The sequence below is a fragment of the Pseudomonas sp. 1912-s genome, from assembly GCF_029269205.1.
Classification (GTDB): domain Bacteria; phylum Pseudomonadota; class Gammaproteobacteria; order Pseudomonadales; family Pseudomonadaceae; genus Aquipseudomonas.
In genome coordinates this window covers 72,435-98,225 of sequence record NZ_JARIXR010000016.1, presented here as the reverse complement: position 1 = coordinate 98,225, position 25,791 = coordinate 72,435, and the positions used below count along the sequence as shown (strand labels likewise).

Below are 25,791 nucleotides of genomic sequence, written 5' to 3'. Positions count from 1 at the left end.
AATAAAATGGGCAGCATGCATCCCGTACAGGTGATCGCGGTGACCGGCGGCAAAGGTGGCGTCGGGAAAACTAACGTGTCAGTGAATTTGTCCCTGGCCCTGGCAGAGCTTGGCCGTCGCGTCATGCTGCTGGATGCTGACCTGGGTCTGGCGAACGTCGACGTTCTGCTGGGGCTGACGCCCAAACATACCCTGGCCGACGTGATCGAAGGCCGCTGTGAGCTGCGCGACGTGCTGTTGCAGGGGCCCGGCGGGATTCGTATCGTGCCGGCCGCTTCCGGCACCCAGAGCATGGTGCACCTGAGCCCGGCGCAACATGCCGGCCTGATTCAGGCGTTCAGCGACATCGGCGACAACCTCGACGTGCTGGTGATCGACACCGCCGCCGGTATCGGCGAGTCCGTGGTCAGCTTCGTGCGCGCAGCCCAGGAAGTGTTGCTGGTGGTGTGCGACGAACCCACCTCGATCACCGACGCCTACGCCCTGATCAAACTGCTTAACCGTGACTACGGCATGAACCGCTTCCGCGTGCTGGCCAACATGGCCCAAAGCCCGCAAGAGGGGCGCAATCTGTTCGCCAAGTTGACCAAGGTCACAGATCGCTTCCTCGATGTCGCCTTACAATACGTGGGCGCAGTTCCTTACGACGAGTGCGTACGCAAGGCCGTGCAAAAGCAGCGTGCGGTCTATGAAGCGTTCCCTCGTTCGAAGTGCGCATTGGCGTTCAAGGCTATTGCCCAGAAGGTCGATACCTGGCCGTTGCCCGCCAACCCGCGTGGGCATCTGGAGTTTTTCGTCGAGCGATTGGTGCATCAGACGAGCGCAGGACCGGTGCTATGACAGCCAGCGGCTACAACCTTTACAAGAAGTCGGCACGTGACAGTCAGGTGGAATTGATCGAGCGCTATGCGCCGCTGGTCAAGCGCATTGCCTATCACTTGCTGGCGCGCCTGCCTGCCAGCGTCCAGGTCGAAGACTTGATCCAGGCCGGGATGATCGGCTTGCTCGAAGTGTCGACCAAGTACGACGCGAGCAAGGGCGCGAGTTTCGAGACCTACGCGGGTATCCGTATCCGTGGGGCCATGCTCGATGAAGTGCGTAAAGGTGATTGGGCGCCGCGTTCGGTGCACCGCAATACACGGATGGTGAGTGACGCAATTCGCTCAATTGAAGCAAAAACCGGTCGCGACGCTAAAGATCACGAAGTTGCGGCCGAACTCCAATTGAGTCTCGACGATTACTACGGGATTTTGAACGATACCTTGGGCAGCCGCCTGTTCAGTTTCGACGACCTTTTGCAGGACGGCGAACATGAAGGGCTGCACGAGGACGGCGCGAGTGCCCATCTCGAACCGTCACGCGATCTGGAAGATGAACGCTTCCAGACTGCGCTGGCGGACGCGATTGCCAATTTGCCGGAGCGTGAGCGACTGGTGTTGGCGCTGTACTACGACGAAGAGCTGAACCTCAAGGAAATCGGTGAGGTCCTGGGGGTCAGCGAGTCGCGGGTCAGCCAGTTACACAGCCAGTGCGCAGCCCGCTTGCGGGGGCGTTTGGGAGAGTGGCGAGCGCGCTGACAGGCAGTGTGGGGACACTGCGAACGATACCGTCCAGGCCTTGCGCCCGGACGGGCTTGGCCCGTGGTGCGCCCCCGGTAGTCCTTTTTGTGTAACGCCTGTTGATTGATATGGCGCGCCCAGGTGCTGGGCGCGTTTAAGACTGCTTGGAGGTCGAATTGGACAAGAACATGAAAATCCTCATCGTTGATGACTTCTCAACGATGCGGCGGATCATAAAAAACCTGTTGCGTGACCTTGGGTTCACTAACACGGTCGAGGCGGATGACGGCATTACGGCGATTCCGATCCTCAACAGCGGGAGCATCGACTTTCTGGTAACGGACTGGAACATGCCGGGCATGACCGGTATCGATCTGCTGCGCCACGTGCGCGCTGATGAAAAACTGCGCAGCCTGCCTGTGCTGATGGTGACCGCTGAAGCCAAGCGTGAACAGATCATCGAAGCCGCCCAGGCCGGGGTTAACGGCTACGTGGTCAAGCCATTCACTGCACTGGCCTTGAAAGAGAAGATCGAAAAAATCTTCGAACGCATCGGTCATTGATGCTGCCACGGGGGAGCTATGGAGCATAAAGAATCATCGCAGGCCGACTTTGAGTCGACCCTGAAAAAACATGCTCATCAACTCGTTGAAAGCCTTGAAAAAGGCCAGTTCGGCGACGCGGTGCAGTTAATCCATGAGCTCAACCAGACCCGTGACCGCGGCCTGTACCAGGAAGTGGGCAAGCTCACCCGTGAGTTGCACAGTGCGATTGTCAATTTTCAGATTGACCCGCACATGCCCCAGGCCGAAGAAATCTCGCAGATCACTGATGCCACCGAACGCCTGTCCTATGTGGTCAGGCTGACTGAGGCGGCGGCCAACCGCACCATGGACCTGGTGGAAAACGCCACGCCTCTGGTCAACGGTATGGCCAGTGAAGCCAAGGCCCTGAGCAACGATTGGGGTCGGTTCATGCGTCGGGAAGTGGGCGCTGAAGAGTTTCGTGAACTGGCGCGTCGGGTCGATGGCTTTTTGTCCCGCAGCGAGCAGGAGAATCGCACGGTTTCCAGCAACCTCAATGACATTCTGCTGGCCCAGGACTACCAGGACCTGACCGGCCAGGTGATCAAGCGCGTGACCCAACTGGTCACCGAAGTGGAAAGCAACCTGCTCAAACTGGTGTTGATGGCGGGTCAGGTTGACCGGTTTGCCGGCATCGAACATGACCGCGAAGCGATCCTTTCTGAAAAAGATCCACAAAAACACCTCGCCAAGGGTGAAGGTCCGCAGATTCATGCCGATAAACGTGAAGACGTTGTATCCGGGCAAGACGACGTAGACGATTTGCTGTCCAGTTTAGGCTTCTAAGGAGCACACCCATGAGCTTCGGCGCCGATGAAGAAATCCTTCAGGATTTCCTTGTAGAGGCCGGCGAAATTTTAGAGCAACTGTCCGAACAGCTGGTCGAGCTGGAAAGCCGACCGGATGATGCGAACCTGCTCAATGCAATTTTTCGCGGTTTTCACACTGTAAAAGGGGGCGCCGGCTTCCTCCAGCTCCACGAGCTGGTGGAGTGCTGTCACATCGCCGAGAACGTGTTCGACATCCTGCGCAAGGGTGAGCGTCACGTCGACTCGGAACTGATGGACGTGATTCTGGAAGCACTGGACGCGGTCAACGGCATGTTCAGTGAAGTGCGCGAACGTGCACCGATCACTGCGGCCACGCCGGAACTGCTGGCCGCCCTGGCGCGCCTGGCAGAACCTGCGGCCAATGCACCGGTCGTTGAAGCGGTGGCTGAGCCTGTCGCCGAGCCTGCGGGCGACGTCACCGACAGCGAATTTGAACAACTGCTGGACTCGCTGAACGCCGTCAAGGCCGAAGCCGAGGCTCCAGCGGCCAGTGCGCCGGCCATGGTGCCGACCACTGAAGACATTACCGACGCCGAGTTCGAGTCATTGCTCGACCAGTTGCACGGCAAGGGCCAGTTTGCCCCGGACGCGGTGGCCGCAGCGCCAGCGCCAACGGAAGCCGCGGCGCCTGCCAGCAATGAAATCACCGACGACGAATTTGAAGCGCTGCTGGACCAGTTGCACGGCAAAGGCTCGTTTGCCGCCGATGCACTGCCCGAAGTCGCTGCAACGGCCGCTGCACCTGCAGCACCCGCCGCTGCCGCTGCACCGGCTGGCGATGGCCTGATCTCCGATCACGAGTTCGAAGCCCTGCTGGATGAACTGCACGGCAAGGGCAAGTTCACCGAAGCCGTCGGCACTGCTGCACCGGCTGCTGCGGCCGCCGCTGCGGTGGCAACGCCGGCTCCGGTGGCCGCCAAGGCCGCTGCGCCCGTGGCTGCCAAGCCTGCACCGACGGCTGCACCTGCGCCCGCTCGTGCGGCTGCCGCCCCGGCCCCGGACAAGCAACCGGCCAGTGAAGCCGAAACCACCGTGCGGGTTGATACCGCGCGCCTGGACGACATCATGAACATGGTGGGCGAACTGGTGCTGGTGCGTAACCGCCTGGTGCGCCTGGGCCTGAACAGCGGCGACGAGGCCATGCAAAAGGCCGTGTCCAACCTCGATGTGGTCACCGCCGACCTGCAAACCGCGGTGATGAAGACCCGGATGCAGCCGATCAAGAAAGTCTTCGGGCGCTTCCCGCGCCTGGTTCGCGACCTGGCACGCCAGCTCAAGAAAGAGATCAACCTGGAACTGGTGGGTGAAGAAACCGACCTCGACAAAAACCTTGTCGAGGCTCTGGCCGACCCGCTGGTCCACTTGGTGCGCAACGCCGTCGACCACGGCGTCGAGACGCCGGAAGAACGCGAAGCCTCGGGCAAAAGTCGCCAGGGCAAAGTGATTCTGGCGGCCGAACAGGAAGGCGACCACATCCTGCTGTCGATCACTGATGACGGCAAGGGCATGGACCCGACGGTACTGCGCAACATCGCCGTCAAGCGTGGCGTGATGGACAAGGACGCCGCCGACCGCCTGACCGATACCGAGTGCTACAACCTGATCTTCGCCCCGGGCTTCTCCACCAAGACCGAGATTTCCGACGTGTCGGGCCGTGGCGTGGGCATGGACGTGGTGAAGACCAAGATCAGCCAGCTCAACGGCTCGATCAACATCTACTCGACCAAGGGCCAGGGCTCGAAGATCGTCATCAAGGTGCCGTTGACCCTGGCGATCATGCCGACCCTGATGGTGATGCTGGGCAACCAGGCCTTCGCCTTCCCGCTGGTCAACGTCAACGAAATCTTCCACCTCGACCTGTCGCGCACCAACGTGGTGGACGGCCAGGAAGTGGTGATCGTGCGCGACAAGGCGTTGCCACTGTTCTACCTCAAGCGCTGGCTGGTGGCCTCGGCCAAGCATGAAGAGCAGCGCGAAGGCCATGTGGTGATTCTCTCCGTGGGCACCCAGCGTATCGGCTTTGTCGTCGATCAACTGGTGGGTCAGGAAGAAGTGGTCATCAAGCCTTTGGGCAAAATGCTGCAGGGAACCCCGGGCATGTCGGGCGCGACCATTACCGGTGACGGTCGGATCGCGCTGATTCTCGATGTTCCGAGCATGCTCAAGCGTTACGCCGCACGGCGTATTTGATTCGGCCCGGGCAGGGCGGTTGTCCCTCGCCCGGCCTAACGGAGTGTTTATGGTAGTCAAGGTCCTGGTGGTGGACGATTCGGGTTTCTTCCGCCGCCGCGTCTCGGAAATTCTTTCATCGGATTCCAATATCCAGGTGGTCGGCACGGCCACCAACGGCAAAGAGGCGATCGATCAGGCCCTGGCCCTCAAGCCGGACGTGATCACCATGGACTACGAGATGCCGATGATGGACGGCATCACGGCGGTGCGGCACATCATGCAGCGCTGCCCGACGCCGGTGTTGATGTTCTCCTCGCTGACCCACGAAGGCGCCCGGGTGACCCTGGATGCGCTGGATGCCGGTGCGGTGGACTTTCTGCCGAAGAATTTCGAAGACATCTCGCGCAACCCCGAGAAGGTCAAGCAGATGCTCTGCGAGAAGGTGCACAGCATCTCCCGCAGTAACCGCCGCAGCCTGTTCAGTGCGCCGGCGCCGGCGCCGGCACCGGTTACGCCGCCACCGGCCGCCCCGAGCACCTTCGGTCGCCCGGCACCTGCGCCGGTTGCGCGTCCGGCCGTCGCCCCTGTGCGTCCGGCTGCGCCCACTGCGCATTCGCCTGCGCCCAAGCGCAAAGCCTACAAGCTGGTGGCCATCGGTACGTCCACGGGTGGCCCGGTGGCTTTGCAGCGGGTGTTGACCCAACTGCCGGCCAACTTCCCGGCGCCGATCGTGTTGATCCAGCACATGCCTGCCGCGTTCACCAAGGCCTTCGCCGAGCGCCTGGACAAGCTGTGCCGCATCAGCGTCAAGGAAGCCGAGGATGGCGACATTCTGCGTCCGGGCCTGGCGCTGCTGGCCCCTGGCGGCAAGCAGATGATGGTCGACGGCCGTGGCGCGATCAAAATCCTGCCGGGTGACGAACGCCTGAACTACAAACCGTGTGTGGATATCACCTTCGGTTCGGCGGCCAAGTCCTACGGCGACAAAGTTCTGGCGGTGGTGTTGACCGGCATGGGCGCCGACGGCCGTGAAGGCGCGCGCCTGCTCAAGCAGGGCGGCAGCGCCATCTGGGCCCAGGATGAAGCCAGCTGCGTGATCTATGGCATGCCCATGGCGATCGTCAAAGCCGACCTGGCGGACGCCGTCTACAGCCTGGACGACATCGGCAAGCACCTGGTGGAGGCCTGCCTCTAATGGATGTCTTGAGCCTGATTGGCATCATCATGGCGTTTGTCGCGATTATCGGCGGCAACTACCTCGAAGGCGGCCACCTGGGCGCGCTGGCCAACGGCCCGGCAGCGTTGATCGTGATCGGCGGCACCGTGGGCGCAGCGTTGTTGCAGTCGCCCATGAGTTCGTTCAAGCGTGCCATGCAGATCCTCATCTGGATCATCTTCCCGCCGCGGGTCGACCTGCCGGGCGGCATCGACCGCGTGGTCAACTGGAGCCTCACGGCGCGCAAGGAAGGCTTGCTGGGCCTGGAAGGCGTGGCCGATGCCGAGCCTGACAGCTACGCGCGCAAAGGCCTGCAATTGCTGGTGGACGGCGCCGAGCCGGAAGCGATCCGCAGCATCCTGGAGGTGGATTTCTACACCCAGGAAAGCCGCGACATCAACGCCGCCAAAGTCTTTGAAAGCATGGGCGGCTACGCGCCGACCATCGGCATCATCGGTGCGGTGATGGGCCTGATCCACGTGATGGGCAACCTGGCCGATCCGTCGCAACTGGGCAGCGGGATTGCTGTGGCGTTCGTCGCCACCATCTACGGCGTGGCCAGTGCCAACCTGGTGTTGTTGCCGGTGGCCAGCAAGCTCAAGTCCATCGCCATGCGCCAGTCGCGTTATCGCGAGATGTTGCTGGAAGGCATCCTCTCGATTGCCGAGGGTGAAAACCCGCGCTCCATCGAATTGAAGCTCCAGGGCTTCATGGATTGATGGGAGGTATCTGTTGTGAGCCGTCGCCGCCGCGAGCCTGAAGAACACGTCAACCATGAACGCTGGCTGGTGTCCTACGCCGACTTCATTACGCTGCTGTTCGCGTTTTTTGTGGTGATGTACTCCATTTCCTCGATCAACGAAGGCAAGTACAAAGTCATTTCCCAGGCGCTGATCGGTGTGTTCAACGACGCCGACCGCGCCCTCAAGCCGATTCCGATCGGCGAAGAACGCCCCAAGACCGTGACCCCGGCCAAGCCGCTGGTCAACGACAGCGATGAAACTGCCGCCGGCATCGGTGGCACCAGCGACCCGCTGAAAAGCATCGCCGATGACATCAGCGCGGCCTTTGGTGATTTGATCGCCTCCAATCAGATGACCGTACGCGGCAATGAGCTGTGGGTGGAAATCGAGCTTAATTCCAGCCTGTTGTTCGCCAGCGCCGATGCGATGCCCAGCGACCAGGCGTTCACCATCATCGACAAGGTGGCGGCGATCCTGAAGCCGTTTGAAAACCCGGTCCACGTTGAAGGCTTTACCGACAACCTGCCGATCAGTACCGCGCAGTACCCGACCAACTGGGAGCTGTCTTCGGCCCGCGCCGCGAGTATTGTGCGAATGCTGGCGATGCAGGGCGTGAACCCCGGGCGCCTGGCGTCGGTGGGGTACGGCGAGTTCCAGCCGGTGGCCAATAACGCCACGGCGGAAGGCCGCGCACGCAACCGTCGGGTGGTGCTGGTGGTGTCGCGTAACCTGGATGTGCGCCGCAGCCTGACCGGTACCGGCACTGCCAATGCAACACCGGATGCCGCCTTGAAGCGGGCTGGCACACAAACTGCACCAGCGCCCGTAAAGGCGCCGGTTCGCGGGAATGCCGTCAATTCTCCGTCACCGGCTCTATAACCCCATGCAATTTCTCGGTCGAGCCTGTGCCTGCCGGGAGGAACAATCCGAATGAGAGTCTGGGCAGTTGCCAATCAAAAGGGTGGTGTCGGTAAAACCACCACCTCCATCGCCTTGGCCGGCTTGCTGGCCGAGGCCGGCAAGCGCGTGGTCGTGGTCGACCTGGACCCCCACGGCTCCATGACCAGCTATTTCGGCTATGACCCGGATGCGCTGGAACACAGTTGCTACGACCTGTTCCTGCACAAGGGCAGCGTGCCGGCCGATTTGCCGGGCCAACTGTTGCTGCCCACCAGCAATGAAAAGATCTCGCTGTTGCCGTCCAGCACCGCCCTGGCCACCCTTGAGCGTCAGTCGCCGGGGCAAAGCGGCCTGGGGCTGGTGATCGCCAAGACCCTGGCGCAGCTGTGGCAGGACTTCGACTACGCCATCATCGACAGCCCGCCGTTGCTGGGCGTGCTGATGGTCAACGCCCTCGCTGCGAGCCAGCAGTTGGTGATCCCGGTGCAGACCGAGCACCTGGCCGTCAAAGGCCTGGAACGCATGGTCAGCACCCTGGCGATGATCAACCGCTCGCGCAAACAGGCGCTGCCGTTCAGCATCGTGCCGACCCTGTTTGACCGGCGTACCCAGGCATCCCTCGGCACCTTGCGTGTCTTGCGTGACGCCTATCCGGACACCATCTGGCAAGGCTACATCCCGGTGGACACGCGCCTGCGGGATGCGAGCCGGGCCGGGCTTACACCGTCGCAATTCGACGGCAAGAGCCGTGGCGTACTGGCCTACCGGGCGTTGCTCAAGCATCTGCTGTCCCAGCAACTTGTGGCGCAGGTGGCGTGATGACCATAGACAGCCCTGTAGGAGCCTGGCTTGCCAGCGATGCAGACGCCGCGGTTTTCCTGACAAAACCGGCTCCCGATTCAAGTCCGGACACCCACAGGCCGATAACCTCTGAATACAGGGTTGATGGGGCTTGCGCGTGGGCATACAGATGAACCGTCCCGTTGATTTCAAGACCCGGCCGCAATTGGCGCTGGAGTCCTATCTGGACGCCTTGCTCCAGGACGCCACCGAGGACATGCCGGAACCGATTCTGATCCTCGATGAAGTCATCGAGCCTGAGCCGGCGGCTCTGGACGAGTTTCAGTTGGCGGTCCTGGAAGAACAGGCCCGCGATGCGTTGGTGGTGCCCGTGGCGGAGCCTGCACCGGTTGCTGTGCCCGTGCCCGTGCCCGTCGCGCCGGTCGTGGTCGCACCCGCAGTGGTGGAACCGGTGGTTGAGGTTCACCTCCCGCCGAGCATCACGCCGCCGCCGGTACAGGGCGATGGCCGGCCGGCGTGGGCCGCCGAGCCGTTCGAATGCTTGCTGTTCGACGTTGCCGGGCTGACCCTGGCGGTGCCGCTGGTGTGTCTGGGTTCGATCTACTCCCTGGAGGGCCAGGAGTTGACGCCGCTGTTCGGCCAGCCGGAGTGGTTCCTCGGGATCCTGCCGAGCCAGCAGGGCAACTTGAAGGTACTCGACACCGCGCGCTGGGTGATGCCCGACCGTTACCGCGACGATTTCCGCCAGGGCCTGCAGTACGTTATTTCGGTCCAGGGCTATGAGTGGGGGCTGGCGGTGCATCAAGTCAGCCGCTCGCTGCGCCTGGACCCCAACGAAATCAAATGGCGCAGCCACCGGGGCCAGCGGCCATGGCTGGCGGGCACCGTGATCGAACACATGTGCGCGTTGCTGGATGTCGCCGAATTGGCGGAGTTGATTGCCAGCGGCGCGGTAAAAGATATGCCGCTCAACAAACGCACTTGATAACAAGCGCAGCGCGCTGGCGCTGCCCAAGAACACACACCGTAACCAACGGTATTTGAAGGGGTCTGGAGTATGAACAAGTCAGTGTCCGCACAAGGTCTGGTGGATGATCCAATCCTGCAATGGGTCACCTTCAAGCTGGACAACGAGTCCTACGGCATCAACGTGATGCGTGTGCAGGAAGTGCTGCGCTACACCGAGATCGCTCCGGTCCCGGGTGCCCCGAGCTACGTGCTGGGCATCATCAACCTGCGCGGCAATGTGGTGACCGTGATCGACACCCGCCAGCGTTTTGGCCTGGTGCCGACCGAAGTCAACGACAACACCCGCATTGTGATTATTGAAGCCGACAAGCAAGTGGTCGGAATCATGGTCGACAGCGTGGCGGAAGTGGTTTACCTGCGCCAATCTGAAGTCGAGACCGCGCCGAACGTCGGCAACGAAGAATCGGCCAAGTTCATCCAGGGTGTCTGCAACAAGAACGGCGAACTGCTGATTCTGGTTGAGCTGGACAAGATGATGAGCGAAGAAGAGTGGCAGGACCTGGAGAATATCTGATTGTTCCTTGAGGTAGCGGTGATCGTCCTGGCCATCCTGTGGGCCGGGACCCTGGGCTTCCTGCTGCGCTATGTGCGCCAGCAACGGGAGGTGGCCACTCAACAGGTCGCACGCGAAGCCGCGCGCGACCGGCGCATTCTGGAACTGGTCAAGCGGGTCGACCACTTCCAGCAGAGCGCCGTGCGTGTGGGTGACGAAGTGCATGAGCTGCGTTCGGTGCTCGCACCGTTGCCGGACAAACTGTCGGCACTGGAGCAGCGCGACCCGTCGAGCCTGTCCTTCGCCCAGGCGGCGAAGCTGGTGGGCATGGGCGCCACGGTGGATGAGCTGACCCAGTCCTGCGGCTTGACCCAGGCTGAGGCGCAGTTGATGAGCAAGTTGTACAAGAGCAGTTGACGGTGACGGGCTGCAAGCGGGCTCGCTTGCAGCTTATAACTGATGCCGTTTGCTCAGCCATTCAGCCATGGTTGAGTCTTCCAGGGCGTACTCGCCACGATTGGCTTTCCAGACCAACTCCTTCTCCCGCAACACCTCCAGGGCTTTCTGAACGTTTGGCGTGCTGGCGTTCGGCTCAGCCTGGGCCAACTCCAACTTGCTGTTGACGTCCTGGAAGGTTTTTTCCGCAAAAGGCGAGAACGCTTGCTTGCCCAGGGTTCTTTCGCCCATCACCTCCAGCACCGCCTGTTGCAGGGGGGAGAGGTCGTTGTAGGCGCTCTCGTAGTCGCTCCAGATTCCCGCCTGGTGATTGAGTGCCCCAGTCCTCAGCAACTCGCCAAGGTTGCTGGCCTCACCCAGGCCCACGCTCACTTCGGTCAATAGTGTGTTGAGCATTTCCGGGCGTCGGCCAACGAGCTGGAACGCGTAGTCCATATCCTCAAGGTTGAACTGGTTGGTCGCGGCCAGGCGCTGGTTCCACAGGTCCGTCACGAACTCGACATAATCCCGGCTCAGCAGCGGGAACGGCGTGATGTGGGCGCCAAAGAAGGGTTGTTTGCTCTTGAGTACCAGGTTGGCCAGTTTGTCCCGGCTGGACCCGGTGAACACCAGGCGCAGGCCGTCTGCCGTGCTGCCGCCGTTGAGATGATCCCGTGCAGCCTTGAGGGCAAACATCGCGTTCACGCCATTTTCGCTGTTGAGGGCATGCTGGGCCTCGTCCACGATCAGCACGATCATTTGTCCCGAGACCTGGTGCAGCACGTCCAGGGCGTGGCTAAGCGTCGTGCCGGCGGGCAGTTGAGGCTTGGTGAAATCCCAACTCAGGGTGCGCAGCAGGCTGATCTTGTCGATACCGGCTTTCTTGGCCGCTTTGCTCACGGCGCTTTCGAATTCGCCCAGGGCTTTGCCGATGGCGCCGGAAATCAGCGCGGCGGGGTCGATTTCGCGGTTCATCCAAAGGTCCACGTAAACCGGCAGCCAGCCGCGCGCCTTGCATTCAGGGATGAGGTCGTTGCGCAGGAACGTGCTCTTGCCCGTGCGGCGAGGGGCCGCGAGGAACATGCCGGAGCTGTAATCGGCAAATGACTCGCCCGCCAAATCACGGGCGAGGGCTTCGGCGAGTAGCTTTCGACTGAGGATCGGGCGGGTCGGGCTCATGACGTTATCCTGAACTATCGGGTTCGAGATAATCTATACCTTGAAAGATATAATTGCTATACATCAGCGGCTGCGGCTTCCCGCTATAGCGAGTTGGTGCCTTTCTTTGGGCAAGGATAATGTTCGGTAATTGCACCCCTGACCAGCCGGGCCGTGCCGCCTCGCTCTGCCGCAGGGTATTTCTTGCTGTACGCCAGAACCCTATCGACCAAACGCCCTGGCTCCAAGCTTTCCGGCAGGCAAAGGCGGCGGTTTCTGGGGGTGAATTCGTCCAGGTATTCCAGTGTTCTCAGCACGCCCGTGGTGATGCCAAGGCAATAGGCTGACGGGTAGGAAGGTGGCGCATCCGGCGACATTTCCCTGGCTTCGCGACAGGCCGCAAGGTATTCATGGGCCTCGTTGCTGGCCGTTGCCGTCAGGGAAAACACACAGAGACTCAGTGCTACCAGGATTGAAGTCCGTTTCAACTGCCGTGCTCCGGGATTAAGGGGTCGCGACAGATTAATTCCCAGTTGTTACGGCTTAATGTGGGCAAATCAAGCCCGCTCCCACATTAATAATCGTCGCCTCTTTCCGTCACATCCCGCTCCACCGGCCCCGCATCCGGGTCGTATCCCACCGGGAACTTGCCCTTCAGCGTCCAGGCAAACGCAATGATCTCGGCGATGGTGCGGTACAACTCTTCCGGGATGCTGTCGCCCAATTCCATGCGCGCCAGTAATTTGACCAGCTCGGCATTTTCATAAATCGGTACTTCATTTTCCCGGGCCAGCTTCAGGATGGCTTCCGCCAGGGCGTCGTCGCCCTTGGCGGTCAGGGTCGGCGCTTGCTGGCCGTCGTATTTGAGGGCAATGGCCTGGCGCGGCGGGTTGGGGTTTTTCATGCGGTTTCATCCACCCAGCGTTGTTCCAGCCCGGTTTTCGGGCCCCGTGGCGGCGTGCCGAGGTGGCAGTCCAGGTCGCCGACGTTGAGCCCCGACGACACCAGGCGTTCGCGCAGGCTGCCCAGGTGGCTTTCGATCAGGCTGGCCGTGTAGGGTCGGGTTGCCCACAGTTGGCTGGAGAGTTTGCCCTGGCTCAATTGGGCCTGGACCTGCAGCGGGCCCAGCGGCTCCATGTCGAGGGCCATTTCCACGCGCCAGAGCATGTGTTTGGGGTCTTTGCTGTCCTTGCGTTCCGGCTGTTCCTTGTCGGGGGCCGGTTCTTCCCGCTGGAACTTGACCTGCAACGGCACGATGTCCTGCAAGGTGCGCATCGGGATCTCCAACTGCCAGGTGGTCAAGAGCTTGCCGTCGGCAGTGGTGCCGGTCTGTTCCAGGCTAGACAGCTGATGGCTTTGCAGGCGCGAAATGGCCCCGGCGGCCAGGCGCAGCAGGTTTTCCAGGTCGCTTTCACCTTCCAGGCGTTGCATCAGCCGATCCGGCAACGGAAAACCAGCGGGGGTTTGTCGGGCGCCGACCTGGCCGAGGGTACCCAGCGGGCTGCGCACGAAGCTGGGGAGCATCTGCGCCAGGGTGTTGGCCGCCAGGACTGCGTTGAGGTTGGTGCTGGCGGGCAGGGCAGGCATCAGGTCGGCGACGAGGCGCAGCAGGGCGCCTTTCATGTCCAGTGGCGGTATCTGTGGGTTTTGTCCTGCCAGCAACTTGGCTTCGAGAAACGTCCCGCTGTTCTGGATGATTTGGGCCAGCACCTTGGGATTGCTCACCTGGGCCAGGTCGGGCAGGGCTGCCAGCAAACGCGCGGCGGCGGCGCGCAGGTCGACCGAGGTGCTGTCGCTGCTGGTCGCGGGCAGGCTTTGCAGTGCGGTGAACACCACGTCCAGCGAACCCTGGCGGCTTTGCTGGGTGGAAAGTTGCTGGGCCACGGCCAGTTGGTCCTTGAGACCGCTCAGCGGCACAAAACTCAGGGTTTGCGCACTTTGCACCACGGCGCTGAGCAGGCTGCCGATGCGCAACGGTTGCGGGCTTTCGACGGTCAGGGTCGCGCCGCTGAGGACGTTATTGAGGACTGACACCAGCGAGCGATACACCACTGGCTGGTTGGCGCCCTGGGGCAGTGCCTGGGTGGTCAGCACCTTGCCTTGCAGCAGGGTGCCCACCGGCAATTGGCTGGTATCGATGCGCGTCAGCGCGGCCACGCTGGAACTCAGCGCCTGCTGCAGGCTGATGGACAAATTGCCCGACGGCGTCTGGCTGACTTCCACCTGGGTACCCAGCGGCAGCGGCTGGCTGCTGCTGGCCTGCACCAGGGTTTGCCGGCCACCTTCCAGGGTCAGCTTGAGCAGCAACTGAAACGCATCACCACCCTGTTTAAGCGCCAGGACCTCGGCGTTCACGGTTTTTCCAGGGTCGATCAGGCCGGTCTGCGGCTCCAGCAGTTTCAGCAGCTCACCCGTCGCCGGCGCAGGGGCAGGCCCGGCCGGAGGCGTCGGGGGAAGTGTTGGAAGAGTGATCTCACCGGTCATCGTGCGCGCCGTCTCAAGGGAAATTGCCCTCTTTAGAGTAGGGCATCACATGTATAATGCCGCCCGTCTTCAAAGAGAGCGTTAAAAACAACACAACTGATTGATCCAGCTCTCTAAAAACGGTCGCCAAAGCAGTTAATGTGCATCTCTTTAACGGCCGTTCCACCGCCGACTTGAACCGTAAAGGCCCGCGATCTCTTGACCAGCCCTCTTCTAGAAGCCGTAGCGCTCGCCTGTGAACGTGACCTGCGGATGCTGTTCGAACACCTCGAACTGCGTCTGGCGGGCGGCGACATGGTGCAGGTCAGCGGGCCCAACGGCAGCGGCAAGACCAGCCTGTTGCGCCTGCTGGCCGGGCTGATGCAGCCGACGGCGGGCGAAGTGCGGCTCAACGGCAAACCGCTGAACGAGCAGCGCACGGAACTGGCCCGCAACCTGATCTGGATCGGCCACGCCGCCGGGATCAAGGACGTGCTCACCGCCGAAGAAAACCTCAGCTGGCTCAGCGCCCTGCATCATCCAGCAAGCCGCGAGGCCATCTGGCAGGCCCTCGCCGCTGTCGGCCTGAAGGGCTTCGAAGACGTTCCCTGCCACACCCTGTCCGCCGGCCAGCAGCGCCGCGTGGCCCTGGCCCGTTTGTACCTCGACGGGCCGCCGTTGTGGATTCTCGACGAGCCCTTCACCGCCCTCGACAAACAAGGCGTCGCCCAGCTGGAAGCACACCTGGCGGCCCACTGCGAGCAGGGCGGCATGGTCGTCCTCACCACCCACCACACGCTGGCGCGCATGCCCGCCGGTTACCGCGACCTCGATCTGGGCCGGTGGTCGGTATGAGTGTATTTGCCCTGTTGGTCGCCCGCGAAGCGCGGTTACTCTGTCGCCGCCCGGCCGAACTGGCCAACCCGCTGGTGTTCTTCGCGATTGTGATCGCGCTGTTCCCGTTGGCGGTCGGCCCCGAGACTAAACTGTTGCAAACCTTGTCTCCGGGACTGGTCTGGGTAGCGGCGCTTTTGTCGGTCCTGCTCTCGCTGGACGGGCTGTTTCGCAGTGATTTTGAAGACGGTTCCCTTGAACAGTGGGTCCTTTCGTCGCACCCCCTGCCACTTCTGGTATTGGCCAAGGTACTGGCACACTGGGCGTTTTCCGGCCTGGCGCTGGTATTGCTCGCGCCGCTGCTGGCGATGATGCTGGGGTTGCCCACCGAGTGCCTGCCGGTGTTGCTCCTTTCCTTGTTGCTTGGCACGCCGGTTCTCAGTCTACTGGGCGCCGTGGGTGCGGCGCTGACAGTGGGTTTGAAGCGCGGCGGCCTGTTGCTGGCCCTGCTGATTTTGCCTTTGTACATCCCGGTGTTGATCCTGGGCAGCGGCGCGTTGCAAGCCGCGCTCCAGGGCATGCCGGCGACCGGTTACCTCCTGTGGCTTGGCAGCCTGGCCGCCCTGGCGGTAACCCTGACACCCTTTGCTATAGCGGCTGGCCTGAAGATCAGCGTCGGCGAATAATGAGGTCTGACCAAGCGTTGTCTTAGTCAGTAAAGACCCTAAGCTCCTCGCATTGACGAGAAGCAACCGTGATGGAAACAGCATGAACTGGACCTGGTTTCACAAGCTCGGCTCGCCCAAATGGTTTTACGGCATCAGTGGCAAACTGCTGCCGTGGTTGAGCATCGCCGCTGTATTGCTGATCGGCATCGGCCTGGTCTGGGGCCTGGCCTTCGCGCCGCCGGATTACCAGCAAGGCAACAGCTTTCGCATCATTTATATCCACGTTCCCGCCGCGATGCTGGCCCAGTCCTGCTATGTGATGCTGGCGGTGTGCGGCGTCGTCGGCCTGGTGTGGAAGATGAAACTGGCGGACGTGGCCCTGCAATGCGCCGCGCCCATCGGTGCCTGGATGACTGCGGTGGCGCTGGTCACCGGTGCGATCTGGGGCAAGCCGACCTGGGGTTCGTGGTGGGTCTGGGACGCGCGCCTCACCTCGATGCTGATCCTGCTGTTCCTGTATTTCGGCCTGATCGCCCTGGGCAACGCCATCAGCAACCGTGACAGCGCCGCCAAGGCCTGCGCCGTGCTGGCGATCGTCGGCGTGATCAACATCCCGATCATCAAATACTCGGTGGAGTGGTGGAACACCCTGCACCAGGGCGCCACCTTCACCCTCACCGAAAAGCCGGCCATGCCCGTGGAAATGTGGGCGCCGCTGCTGCTGATGGTGCTGGGGTTCTACTGCTTCTTCGGCGCCGTGCTGCTGCTGCGCATGCGCCTTGAAGTGCTCAAGCGTGAAGCCCGCACCAGTTGGGTCAAGGCCGAAGTGCAAAACAGCCTGGGAGCACGTGGATGAGCTTCAACTCTTTCAGTGATTTTCTCGCCATGGGCCATCACGCCCTGTACGTCTGGACGGCCTATGGCATTTGCCTGGCGGTGCTGGCCCTCAACGTCGCCGCGCCGATCTTGGCCCGCAAGCGTTACCTGCAACAAGAGGCGCGTCGTTTGCGCCGGGAGACCGAAAAGTGAATCCGCTGCGTAGAAAGCGTCTGTTGATCATCCTGGCCATCATGGCCGGTGTCGGCATTGCCGTGACCCTGGCCCTGAGCGCCCTGCGGGAGAACATCAACCTGTTCTACACCCCGACCCAGATCGCCAACGGCGAAGCGCCGCTGGACACACGAATCCGTGCCGGTGGCATGGTCGAGAAGGGCTCGCTGCAACGTTCCGGCGACTCCCTGGACGTCAAATTCATCGTCACCGACTTCAACAAGTCCGTGACCATCACCTACCGCGGCATCCTCCCGGACCTGTTCCGCGAAGGGCAGGGCATCGTCGCCCTCGGCAAGCTCAACGCCGACGGCGTGGTGGTGGCCGATGAAGTGCTGGCCAAGCACGATGAAAAATACATGCCGCCGGAAGTCACCAAGGCCCTCAAAGACAGCGGCCAATCCGCCCCGACCCCTGCCAAGGAGGGCTAAGTCATGACGTCCGCATTGTTTATTCCGGAGTTGGGCCAGTTGGCGATGATCCTCGCCCTGTGCTTTGCCATCGTCCAGGCCGTGGTCCCGCTGCTGGGCGCCTGGCGCGGTGACCGTCTGTGGATGAGCCTGGCCCAGCCGGCCGCCTGGGGCCAGTTCGCCTTTCTGGTGTTCGCCTTCGGTTGCCTGACCTACGCCTTCATGACCGACGACTTTTCCGTCGCCTACGTCGCCAATAACTCCAACAGCGCCTTGCCCTGGTACTACAAGTTCAGCGCCGTCTGGGGTGCCCACGAAGGGTCGTTGTTGCTGTGGGCATTGATCCTCGGCGGCTGGACCTTTGCCGTATCGATCTTCTCCCGCCAGTTGCCGCAAGTGATGCTGGCCCGGGTGCTGGCGGTGATGGGCATGATCAGCATTGGTTTCCTGCTGTTCCTGATCATGACCTCCAACCCGTTCACCCGCATCCTGCCGCAGATCCCGGTAGACGGCCATGACCTCAACCCGCTGCTGCAAGACATTGGCCTGATCGTGCACCCGCCGATGCTCTACATGGGGTATGTAGGGTTCTCGGTAGCCTTCGCGTTTGCCATCGCCGCGTTGCTCGGTGGGCGTCTTGATGCGGCCTGGGCGCGCTGGTCGCGACCCTGGACCATCGTCGCCTGGGCGTTCCTCGGCATCGGCATCACCCTGGGCTCGTGGTGGGCCTACTACGAACTCGGCTGGGGCGGCTGGTGGTTCTGGGACCCGGTGGAAAACGCCTCCTTCATGCCCTGGCTGGTGGGCACGGCGCTGATTCACTCGCTGGCGGTCACGGAAAAACGCGGCGTGTTCAAGAGCTGGACCGTGTTGCTGGCCATCGCCGCGTTCTCCCTGAGCCTGCTGGGTACGTTCCTGGTGCGTTCCGGCGTGCTGACCTCGGTTCACGCGTTTGCCTCCGACCCGGAGCGCGGCGTGTTCATCCTGATCTTCCTGCTGTTTGTGGTCGGCGGCTCGCTGACGCTGTTTGCGTTGCGCGCGCCTGTGGTCAAGAGCCACGTCGGCTTCAACCTCTGGTCCCGGGAAACCTTGCTGCTGGGCAATAACCTGGTGCTGGTGGTGGCGGCCTCGATGATCCTGCTCGGCACCCTGTACCCGTTGGTGCTGGATGCCCTGAGCGGCGCCAAGCTGTCCGTCGGCCCGCCGTACTTCAACGCACTGTTCATCCCGTTGATGGCATTGTTGATGGTGGTGATGGCGGTGGGTGTGCTGGTGCGCTGGAAAGACACCCCGGTGAAATGGCTGGTGGGCATGCTGACTCCGGTGCTGCTGGGCAGCGCCGCGCTGGCGGTGATCGCCGGGATTGCCTACGGCGACTTCAACTGGGCCGTGCTCGCCACCTTCATGCTCGCCGCCTGGGTATTGCTGGCCGGCGTGCGCGACCTGATCGACAAGACCCGTCACAAAGGCCTGATCAAGGGCCTGCCTACCATGACCCGCAGCTACTGGGGCATGCAGGTCGCGCACATTGGCATCGCCGTGTGCGCCCTGGGCGTGGTGTTGTCCAGCCAGAACAGCGCCGAGCGCGACCTGCGTCTGGCGCCGGGCGAGTCCATGGACCTGGCCGGTTACCACTTCATTTTCGAAGGCGCCAAGCACTTCGAAGGCCCCAACTTCACGTCTGACAAGGGCACCGTACGCGTCGTGCGCAACGGCAAGGAAATCGCGGTGCTGCACCCGGAAAAACGTCTGTACACCGTACAAAGCTCGATGATGACCGAAGCCGGGATCGACGCCGGTTTCACCCGTGACCTCTACGTCGCCCTGGGTGAACCCCTGGGCGATGGCGCCTGGGCCGTGCGGGTCCACGTCAAACCGTTTGTGCGCTGGATCTGGTTCGGCGGCCTGCTCACAGGTTTCGGTGGTTTGCTGGCCGCGACAGACCGGCGTTATCGGGTCAAGGTCAAGAGCCGGGTGCGTGAAGCCCTCGGCCTGCAAGGAGCAGCGGTATGAAGCGTTGGTTGATGGTGTTACCGCTGGCGGCGTTTCTGGTGGTGGCGGTGTTTCTGTATCGTGGGCTGTACCTGGACCCGGCCGAGCTGCCCTCGGCGATGATCGGCAAGCCGTTCCCGGCGTTTTCGCTGCCGACCGTACAGGGCGACAAAACCCTGACCCAAGCGGATTTGCAGGGCAAACCGGCTCTGGTCAACGTGTGGGGCACCTGGTGCATTTCCTGCCGCGTCGAGCACCCGGTGCTGAACAAGCTGGCCGAGAACGGCGTGGTGATCTACGGCATCAACTACAAGGACGACAACGCTGCCGCCTTGAAGTGGCTGGCAGAATTCCACAACCCGTACCAGCTGGATATCCGCGACGAAGACGGCAACCTCGGCCTGAACCTCGGCGTGTACGGCGCCCCGGAAACCTTCTTCATCGACGCCAAGGGCGTGATCCGCGACAAGTACGTGGGCGTGATCGACGAAGTGGTGTGGCGCGAGCAACTGGCCGCCAAGTACCAGGCGCTGGTGGATGAGGCCAAGCCATGAAGCGTTGGTTAGCCGCYGCTGTATTGGGCTTGAGCATGGTCGGCGTGGCTCACGCCGCCATCGACACCTACGAATTTGCCAAGGACGGGGACCGCGAGCGTTTTCGCGAGCTGACCAAGGAACTGCGGTGCCCCAAGTGCCAGAACCAGGACATTGCCGACTCCAACGCGCCGATTGCTGCCGACCTGCGTAAAGAGATTTTCCGCATGCTCGGCGAGGGCAAGGACAATCAGCAGATCATCGACTTCATGGTCGACCGCTACGGTGACTTCGTGCGCTACAAGCCGGCGCTCACCGGCAAGACCGCGCTGCTGTGGTTCGGCCCCGCCGGGCTGTTGCTCGCTGGCGTCGTAGTCATGGCGGTGATTGTGCGCCGCCGTCGTGTCGCCCCGGCCGATGGTTCGGACGCGCTTTCCGTCGATGAGCGTCAACGCCTCGACCAACTGCTGGACAAAAAAACTGATGATTGATTTCTGGCTCGCAGCCGGTCTGCTGCTTCTGATTGCCTTGAGTTTCCTGCTGATCCCGGTGTTACGCGGCCGTCGTGCCCAGCGTGAAGAGGATCGCACCGCGCTGAACGTGGCGCTGTATCAAGAACGTGTGGCGGAACTGCAAACCCAGCAGTCCGAAGGCGTGCTGGATGCGGCCCAACTGGACAGCGGTCGTGCTGAAGCGGCCCGTGAGCTGTTGGCGGACACCGAAGGGGTCGAAAAGCCTCGGGAGTCGCGCCTCGGCAAACCGCTGCCGTTTCTGGCTGCGTTTCTGGTGCCGGTGTTGGGTGTGGCGCTGTACCTGCATTACGGTGCCAGCGACAAGGTCGAACTGACCCGTGAATTCTCCCAGCCGCCGGTGTCCATGGAAGACATGACCCGCCGTCTGGAGCGCGCCGCAGTGGCCCAACCGGACTCGCCGGAAGGCCTGTACTTCCTCGGCCGTGCCTACATGGCCCAGGACCGCTCGGCCGACGCAGCGAAAGTCTTCGAACGCACCGTGGCCCTGGCCGGTCGCCAGCCGGAGTTGCTCGGGCAGTGGGCCCAGGCCCAGTACTTTGCCGACAACAAACAGTGGTCGCCCAAGGTCCAGGCCTTGACCGACGAAGCCCTGAAACTCGACCCGAAAGAAGTCACCAGCCTCGGTCTGCTGGGCATCGCGGCCTTTGAAGGCCAGCGGTACCAGGAGGCAATCGACTACTGGAACCGCCTGCTGGCGCAACTGCCGCCGGAAGACAACTCCCGTGCCGCGCTGCAAGGCGGGATCGACCGGGCCGCCGAGAAGCTCAAAGAGAGCGGCGGTACCGTGGCACCCGTGAAGGCACAAAAGCAGATGCAAGTGCGCGTGGATTTGGCGGCGGACGTGAAGGCCAAGGCCTTGCCGACCGACAGCGTGTTCATCTTCGCCCGCGCCGTCAAAGGCCCGCCGGCGCCTTTGGCAGCCAAGCGCGTGACCGTGGCCGACCTGCCAATCACCGTCGAACTGGGCGATGCCGACGCGATGATGCCGCAGTTGAAACTGTCCAACTTTCCCGAAGTCCAACTGGTTGCGCGCATATCCCGGGCAGGTGTTCCCACCGCTGGCGAGTGGATCGGCCGCAGCCAACCCTTGGCCAGCAGTACCACTGCGTTGCAGCAGCTGACCATCGACAGTCCGGATAAATAATTCGAGGAAATGCCCATGACCGCCATTGCACGTATCACCCTGCTCAGCCTGGTATTGGGGCTGAGTGCTTGTGCGGTCCATCGGCCACCGTCGCCTACCGGGCCGACCATCCCGCCCACCGGGCCGTCGACCCAGCCGAGCACCCAGCCTTCCGGCCCGGTGATCAAACCGTCGAAGCCGGTGCCGAGCTCTTCGCCGACCTTCGCACCGCCACCGGGTGCGGCCAGCCACTGGGACGGGAAGATGCAGGTGTACGTGCTGGACGAGCAGCCGGATACGTTCTATCGCCAGCGCACGTACTACCGCTGGAGCAACGGCTGGAGCCGGTCCATCAGCCCGAACGGGCCTTGGGAAGAGACCGACGTCCATGGCGTACCGCCGGGGTTGAGCAAGCAATACGCGCAATAAGAAAAGGCGACCTTCGGGTCGCCTTTTTCATGGCTGGTTTGGAATACAGTCCACCCAACAACAAAGCTCAAATGTGGGAGCGGGCTTGCTCGCGAATACGGTGTGTCAGCCAACAAATCCGGCACTGATACACTGCATTCGCGAGCAAGCCCGCTCCCACATTTTGAATCTCGTTTGATTTGAAATTACGCCAGCTCCTCAGTCTGCCTCGGCGCGCTGATCCAATGGATCACCCCCGCAATCACCCCCAGCATCACCCCAAACTCCACAATCCCCATCCAGCCCAACCGCGCCATCAACCAGCCGCTGACCGTGGCCCCCACCGCACCGCCAAAAAACGTCGCCGTCATGTACAAACTATTGATGCGGCCCTGAGCTTTCGGGTCTACCGCAAACGCCCGGGTCTGATTAGACACCAACCCCGACTGCACGCCGATATCCAGCACGATCACCCCCAGCACCAGCCAGATAATCGAGGTTTGCGCGCCCGCCAGCAGCAGGAACGCCAAGGTCACAATCCCGATACTCGCCCCAATCACCTTGCGCGAACCCAACCGGTCCGACGCCCGTCCACCGAGTGATGCCGCCAGCGCACCCGCCGCCCCGATGATCCCGAAACCGCCGGCCCACGCGCTGCCCAACTGCCACGGCCCGTGGGCCAGCAACGCCGCCAGGTTCACCCAGAACGCATTGAAGCAAGCCCACAACAACGCCTGCACCATCATTGATTGGCGGATCGGGCTGTTGTCGCGCATCAGCGGCCACAGCGAGGCCAGCAGGCGAGGGTAGGACAGGTTCGTGCTCGGCACGCCCCGTGGCAGCAACCTGGCAGCGGCGATCCATACCGGGATCATGAAGGCCGCTTCCATCGCGTACACCGCCCGCCAGCCATAAGCCTCACCGACCACGCCGGCGATCGTGCGCCCGAGCAGAATGCCGACCATGATCCCGCTGACCACCGTGCCCACGTTGCGCCCACGTTCATGAGGCTGCGACATCACCGCCGCGAACGGCACCAGTTGCTGCGGCACACAGCTCACAATCCCCAAGCCAAAAGACGCCGCGATCAGCGCCCAGATGCCCGCTGAAAACGCCGCCGCCAGGGCGAAACAGAACCCCAGCGCGATCTGCCCCAGCACCAGCTTGCGCCGGTCAAAGCGGTCGCCCATCGGCAACAGCAACGCGAGACCGGTGGCAAACCCCAGCAGGGCGGAACCGGCCACCAGGTCGACGGTGGGCACGTCCACGCCCAAGTCCGAGGCAATCAACGGCAAAATCGGCTGGGTACAGTAAATATTGGTGATCACCGCGCCGGCGATCACCGCCATCATGATGATCTTGCCGCGCGGCGCGACCGCAGGCGCTGTGGAAGGTTGGGATGTCATCGGCTGGCCACTCACGGCGCTCTCCTTCAATGCAGGTCTCCGGGGGACGGAGATGAGTGGCCAACGTTACGCACTCGCGCTTGGCAGGATAATCCCCTAGGATTTGGAATCATCCTTCCAGAATTTGATAGGTTGCCATGAACCGCCTTGAATCCATGTCCATCTTCGTTGCCGTGGTTGATGCGGGCAGCCTGACCGCTGCGGCGCGGCGCCTCGACATGCCGCTGGCCAGCGTCAGCCGCAAGGTGGCCGAACTGGAAACGCACCTGAAGACCCGCCTGCTGCACCGCACCACGCGCCAGCTGTCGTTGACCGATGCCGGCGCCTCCTACCTCGACGCGTGCCGGCGCATTCTTGAAGACATCAGCGAGGCCGAGCGCGCGGCCACTGGGGAATATTCCCAGCCTCGGGGCGAGTTGGTGGTCACCGCGCCTGTGGTATTCGGACGGCTGCACATCGTGCCGGTGGTGGCGGAATTCCTGGCGCAGTACCCGGAGATCGACATCAATCTGATCCTCACCGACCGCGTCGTGCACCTGATGGAAGAACACTGCGACGTGGCGGTGCGGATTGGCGAGCTGCCCGACAGCTCGCTCAAGGCCATGCAAGTGGGCGCGGTGCGGCGCGTGGTGTGTGCCAGCCCGGCTTACCTGGCCGCTCGCGGCGTTCCGGCTGAGCCTCAGGACTTGGCAGGGCATGACTGCATCACCTTTGAAGTGCTGGCGTCGCAAGGGGCGTGGGGGTTTGGCGCGGGTAAAACCGGAGTCTCGGTGCCGGTGCATTCGCGGTTGTCGGTGAACACCGCAGAAGCGGCGATTGCGGCGGCGACGCTGGGGGTTGGGGTCATTCGAGTGCTGTCGTATCAAGTGGCGGATGCGGTGCGGGAAGAGGCACTGGCGGTGGTGCTTGAAGCGTTCGAGTCGGCGCAGCTGCCCATTAGCCTGGTGCACAAAGGGCAGTCGCCGTTGCCGCTGAAGCTGCGAGCGTTTCTGGATTTTGTGATGCCGCGGTTGCGAGCGCGCACCGCCCAATAACACCGACGAATTTGAACCTGATGAATATCAAAATGTGGGAGCTGGCTTGCTGTGGTGAGGGGGCTTGTCCCCCGTCGGGTTCACTACAGATTGATGGGGCTGCTTCGCAGCCCAGCGCGGGGCAAGCCCGCTCACCACAGCAAGCCCCCTCACCACAGCAAGCCCGCTCCCACATTGGATTTATGTTGCCAGTTGGATTTCGGTTTTGATCAGGCAACCGGGCACTCTCGATCCAGCGCTCTATCCACCAACAACAATCCCAGCTCCAGCAACTGCTGCATCGCCAATATCAGGCTGCGGTCTTTGCCATCAATGTTTTCGGAAAGGTCCAACGCCATTGCATTGGCAGACTGGAGTGTTTCGTAGGCGTTGCTCAGCAGTGCTTCCGTTTCAACGTTGGCTGATACGGTGAACAGACTGAAGTGGTTTTTTTGATTGGTGGACGCTTTGGTTTCGGCGGGTTTCAGGTAGTGATCGATAGCCCGCTGGGCGGCGTCCTGAAGCTTGGTTTTTTCAGACTTGGAGCCAGACGTTTCTGGCGGATTGGGCGTGACTTTGTACATGCAATGACTCTCCATTCAATTGGAGCTCACCACATCTGCGACCAAGCAGGAGGGTGGCGAGCTGTACGCAGGTTGGTCGACCAGGGAATGGAAACCCGGCAGGGCCAGGGCCCTCCCACGCACAGCTCGCCATAAAGCGAACACGATAATGCCGCTTGCGCGGCACTGTGCGCCATTCTAACCCGGGCGACCAAACCCGATCGCTGATGAGCAGCGACTTGGAGAGGCTAGCGGCGAGTTAAGGCTGCTGCAAGCCATAGAGATCGTAGGAAAAATCACCGATCTACCGGGATCTTGATTATTCCTGAAGCGATACTTCGGCAAGACGCGGCTTTAGAAACTCCAGGGCATCTTTAAACACCTGATGCCACTCTTCTGACGGTTCGCTCGCTAGTGAGTGCCAGAAGAACTGGAATTCATGGCCTCCATCATCTTCTGTGAAATGAGTCCAGGTATCTGGCAGCTCTTGCGCGACCTGGCATTGGTGAAAGGCCCATGTATGCCCCGTGGACGCTGAGTGCCAAGTGCCCAGGTCACGTATCACCTTGCCGGTTATCCCGGCTTCTTCCTGTAATTCCCGAATCGCAGCTGCGTCGGTGCTTTCGCCAGGCTCCACACTGCCCTTGACCAGTTGAAGGCCGGCCAGTGGGTGTTTGAATGCGAGGATTTCCAGCGATTGACGGGTTCGCAGAACGACCGGACATGCCTTGTCTTTTCCCATCACGTTTCCCTCTTGCACCTATTCGCAGCCAGCTATTGCACCACAGTCCGGCACATTTTCAATGCCGGGTGAAGACCTTGTGGCGAGGGAGCTTGCTCCCGCTGGACTGCGCAGCAGGCCCAAGTCAGCCACC

At 62.1% G+C, this 25,791-nt stretch carries 30 protein-coding genes; 23 read left to right on the top strand and 7 right to left on the bottom strand.

Going from position 1 to position 25,791, the window contains the following annotated elements:
- Positions 1 to 6: 6 nt before the first annotated feature.
- From fleN to P3C29_RS20010, 12 genes are all read left to right on the top strand, one after another.
- Positions 7 to 840, top strand: a complete 834-nt coding sequence (gene fleN, locus P3C29_RS20065; RefSeq protein ID WP_003192912.1) for a flagellar synthesis regulator FleN — start codon at positions 7 to 9, stop codon at positions 838 to 840.
- Positions 837 to 1,577 carry an RNA polymerase sigma factor FliA gene (gene fliA, locus P3C29_RS20060; RefSeq protein ID WP_010166121.1) on the top strand — a complete coding sequence of 247 codons (741 nt, stop codon included), beginning with the start codon at positions 837 to 839 and terminating at the stop codon, positions 1,575 to 1,577. Before fleN ends, fliA begins: the two co-directional genes overlap by 4 nt.
- A gap of 170 nt (positions 1,578 to 1,747) precedes the next feature.
- Positions 1,748 to 2,122: a chemotaxis response regulator CheY gene (locus P3C29_RS20055; protein ID WP_005790040.1), complete on the top strand. Its 375-nt coding sequence runs from the start codon at positions 1,748 to 1,750 to the stop codon at positions 2,120 to 2,122.
- A gap of 18 nt (positions 2,123 to 2,140) precedes the next feature.
- Positions 2,141 to 2,929: a protein phosphatase CheZ gene (locus P3C29_RS20050; RefSeq protein WP_010166122.1), complete on the top strand. Its 789-nt coding sequence runs from the start codon at positions 2,141 to 2,143 to the stop codon at positions 2,927 to 2,929.
- Positions 2,930 to 2,940: 11 nt separating this feature from the next.
- The gene (locus P3C29_RS20045) at positions 2,941 to 5,163 is read left to right on the top strand and encodes a chemotaxis protein CheA (RefSeq protein ID WP_275965282.1); all 2,223 of its coding nucleotides are present in this window, start codon (positions 2,941 to 2,943) and stop codon (positions 5,161 to 5,163) included.
- Positions 5,164 to 5,212: 49 nt separating this feature from the next.
- Positions 5,213 to 6,340: a chemotaxis response regulator protein-glutamate methylesterase gene (locus P3C29_RS20040; RefSeq protein ID WP_275965281.1), complete on the top strand. Its 1,128-nt coding sequence runs from the start codon at positions 5,213 to 5,215 to the stop codon at positions 6,338 to 6,340.
- Positions 6,340 to 7,080, top strand: coding sequence for a flagellar motor protein (locus tag P3C29_RS20035; protein ID WP_010166125.1), 741 nt, complete (start codon positions 6,340 to 6,342; stop codon positions 7,078 to 7,080). The genes P3C29_RS20040 and P3C29_RS20035 overlap by 1 nt, the downstream gene beginning before the upstream one ends.
- A gap of 15 nt (positions 7,081 to 7,095) precedes the next feature.
- Positions 7,096 to 7,983 carry a flagellar motor protein MotD gene (gene motD / locus P3C29_RS20030; RefSeq protein ID WP_275965280.1) on the top strand — a complete coding sequence of 296 codons (888 nt, stop codon included), beginning with the start codon at positions 7,096 to 7,098 and terminating at the stop codon, positions 7,981 to 7,983.
- Positions 7,984 to 8,034: 51 nt separating this feature from the next.
- Positions 8,035 to 8,823, top strand: a complete 789-nt coding sequence (locus P3C29_RS20025) for a ParA family protein (RefSeq protein ID WP_003210643.1) — start codon at positions 8,035 to 8,037, stop codon at positions 8,821 to 8,823.
- Positions 8,824 to 8,974: 151 nt separating this feature from the next.
- On the top strand, positions 8,975 to 9,790 hold the full coding sequence (locus tag P3C29_RS20020; RefSeq protein ID WP_275965279.1) for a CheW domain-containing protein: 816 nt from the start codon (positions 8,975 to 8,977) through the stop codon (positions 9,788 to 9,790).
- Positions 9,791 to 9,862: 72 nt separating this feature from the next.
- Positions 9,863 to 10,348: a chemotaxis protein CheW gene (locus P3C29_RS20015; protein WP_003210641.1), complete on the top strand. Its 486-nt coding sequence runs from the start codon at positions 9,863 to 9,865 to the stop codon at positions 10,346 to 10,348.
- Positions 10,349 to 10,744 (top strand): DUF2802 domain-containing protein, encoded by a 396-nt coding sequence (locus tag P3C29_RS20010; RefSeq protein ID WP_275965278.1) that lies wholly within the window; start codon positions 10,349 to 10,351, stop codon positions 10,742 to 10,744.
- 33 nt (positions 10,745 to 10,777) lie between these two features.
- On the opposite strand, the gene P3C29_RS20005 is transcribed toward P3C29_RS20010, so the two are convergent.
- The 4 genes from P3C29_RS20005 to P3C29_RS19990 all read right to left on the bottom strand — a co-directional run bounded on the left by P3C29_RS20005 (position 10,778) and on the right by P3C29_RS19990 (position 14,404).
- Positions 10,778 to 11,941, bottom strand: a complete 1,164-nt coding sequence (locus P3C29_RS20005; RefSeq protein ID WP_010166135.1) for a hypothetical protein — start codon at positions 11,939 to 11,941, stop codon at positions 10,778 to 10,780.
- A gap of 83 nt (positions 11,942 to 12,024) precedes the next feature.
- Complete coding sequence (locus P3C29_RS20000) at positions 12,025 to 12,369, bottom strand: Rap1a/Tai family immunity protein (protein WP_169385951.1); 345 nt, start codon at positions 12,367 to 12,369, stop codon at positions 12,025 to 12,027.
- 125 nt (positions 12,370 to 12,494) lie between these two features.
- Positions 12,495 to 12,824 (bottom strand): EscU/YscU/HrcU family type III secretion system export apparatus switch protein, encoded by a 330-nt coding sequence (locus P3C29_RS19995; RefSeq protein WP_168232867.1) that lies wholly within the window; start codon positions 12,822 to 12,824, stop codon positions 12,495 to 12,497.
- A complete protein-coding gene (locus tag P3C29_RS19990; RefSeq protein ID WP_275965277.1) occupies positions 12,821 to 14,404 on the bottom strand; it encodes a flagellar hook-length control protein FliK in 1,584 nt (527 codons plus the stop codon). The genes P3C29_RS19995 and P3C29_RS19990 overlap by 4 nt, the downstream gene beginning before the upstream one ends.
- Before the next feature lie 198 nt (positions 14,405 to 14,602).
- Between P3C29_RS19990 and ccmA the strand changes: the two genes are divergently transcribed.
- The 10 genes from ccmA (at position 14,603) to P3C29_RS19940 (ending at position 21,955) form a co-directional block, all read left to right on the top strand.
- Complete coding sequence (gene ccmA, locus P3C29_RS19985; protein ID WP_201125018.1) at positions 14,603 to 15,238, top strand: cytochrome c biogenesis heme-transporting ATPase CcmA; 636 nt, start codon at positions 14,603 to 14,605, stop codon at positions 15,236 to 15,238.
- Entirely contained in the window at positions 15,235 to 15,903 is a 669-nt protein-coding gene (gene ccmB / locus P3C29_RS19980; protein ID WP_003210635.1) for a heme exporter protein CcmB, read from the top strand. The genes ccmA and ccmB overlap by 4 nt, the downstream gene beginning before the upstream one ends.
- Positions 15,904 to 15,985: 82 nt before the next feature.
- The gene (locus tag P3C29_RS19975) at positions 15,986 to 16,741 is read left to right on the top strand and encodes a heme ABC transporter permease (RefSeq protein WP_093207520.1); all 756 of its coding nucleotides are present in this window, start codon (positions 15,986 to 15,988) and stop codon (positions 16,739 to 16,741) included.
- Entirely contained in the window at positions 16,738 to 16,914 is a 177-nt protein-coding gene (ccmD, locus tag P3C29_RS19970; RefSeq protein WP_008434788.1) for a heme exporter protein CcmD, read from the top strand. The genes P3C29_RS19975 and ccmD overlap by 4 nt, the downstream gene beginning before the upstream one ends.
- Positions 16,911 to 17,366, top strand: coding sequence for a cytochrome c maturation protein CcmE (gene ccmE / locus P3C29_RS19965; RefSeq protein WP_008434786.1), 456 nt, complete (start codon positions 16,911 to 16,913; stop codon positions 17,364 to 17,366). The genes ccmD and ccmE overlap by 4 nt, the downstream gene beginning before the upstream one ends.
- 3 nt (positions 17,367 to 17,369) lie before the next feature.
- Positions 17,370 to 19,358 (top strand): heme lyase CcmF/NrfE family subunit, encoded by a 1,989-nt coding sequence (locus tag P3C29_RS19960; RefSeq protein ID WP_010166145.1) that lies wholly within the window; start codon positions 17,370 to 17,372, stop codon positions 19,356 to 19,358.
- Complete coding sequence (locus P3C29_RS19955; RefSeq protein ID WP_010166147.1) at positions 19,355 to 19,891, top strand: DsbE family thiol:disulfide interchange protein; 537 nt, start codon at positions 19,355 to 19,357, stop codon at positions 19,889 to 19,891. Before P3C29_RS19960 ends, P3C29_RS19955 begins: the two co-directional genes overlap by 4 nt.
- A complete protein-coding gene (locus tag P3C29_RS19950; RefSeq protein ID WP_275965276.1) occupies positions 19,888 to 20,361 on the top strand; it encodes a cytochrome c-type biogenesis protein in 474 nt (157 codons plus the stop codon). The genes P3C29_RS19955 and P3C29_RS19950 overlap by 4 nt, the downstream gene beginning before the upstream one ends.
- Positions 20,354 to 21,547, top strand: coding sequence for a c-type cytochrome biogenesis protein CcmI (gene ccmI / locus P3C29_RS19945; protein ID WP_275965275.1), 1,194 nt, complete (start codon positions 20,354 to 20,356; stop codon positions 21,545 to 21,547). The genes P3C29_RS19950 and ccmI overlap by 8 nt, the downstream gene beginning before the upstream one ends.
- Before the next feature lie 15 nt (positions 21,548 to 21,562).
- Positions 21,563 to 21,955, top strand: coding sequence for a hypothetical protein (locus P3C29_RS19940; RefSeq protein WP_134327105.1), 393 nt, complete (start codon positions 21,563 to 21,565; stop codon positions 21,953 to 21,955).
- Between the two features lie 185 nt (positions 21,956 to 22,140).
- On the opposite strand, the gene P3C29_RS19935 is transcribed toward P3C29_RS19940, so the two are convergent.
- A complete protein-coding gene (locus P3C29_RS19935) occupies positions 22,141 to 23,340 on the bottom strand; it encodes an MFS transporter (RefSeq protein ID WP_275965274.1) in 1,200 nt (399 codons plus the stop codon).
- Positions 23,341 to 23,477: 137 nt separating this feature from the next.
- Between P3C29_RS19935 and P3C29_RS19930 the strand changes: the two genes are divergently transcribed.
- Positions 23,478 to 24,374 (top strand): LysR family transcriptional regulator, encoded by an 897-nt coding sequence (locus P3C29_RS19930; protein ID WP_275965273.1) that lies wholly within the window; start codon positions 23,478 to 23,480, stop codon positions 24,372 to 24,374.
- A 209-nt stretch (positions 24,375 to 24,583) separates the two neighbouring features.
- Here P3C29_RS19930 and P3C29_RS19925 read toward each other — a convergent pair whose 3' ends face one another.
- Together P3C29_RS19925 and P3C29_RS19920 are read right to left on the bottom strand one after the other, a co-directional pair.
- Positions 24,584 to 24,937 carry a DUF6124 family protein gene (locus tag P3C29_RS19925; RefSeq protein WP_275965272.1) on the bottom strand — a complete coding sequence of 118 codons (354 nt, stop codon included), beginning with the start codon at positions 24,935 to 24,937 and terminating at the stop codon, positions 24,584 to 24,586.
- A 298-nt stretch (positions 24,938 to 25,235) separates the two neighbouring features.
- Positions 25,236 to 25,658, bottom strand: coding sequence for an NUDIX domain-containing protein (locus tag P3C29_RS19920; protein ID WP_201125011.1), 423 nt, complete (start codon positions 25,656 to 25,658; stop codon positions 25,236 to 25,238).
- Between the last annotated feature and the right edge of the window lie 133 nt (positions 25,659 to 25,791).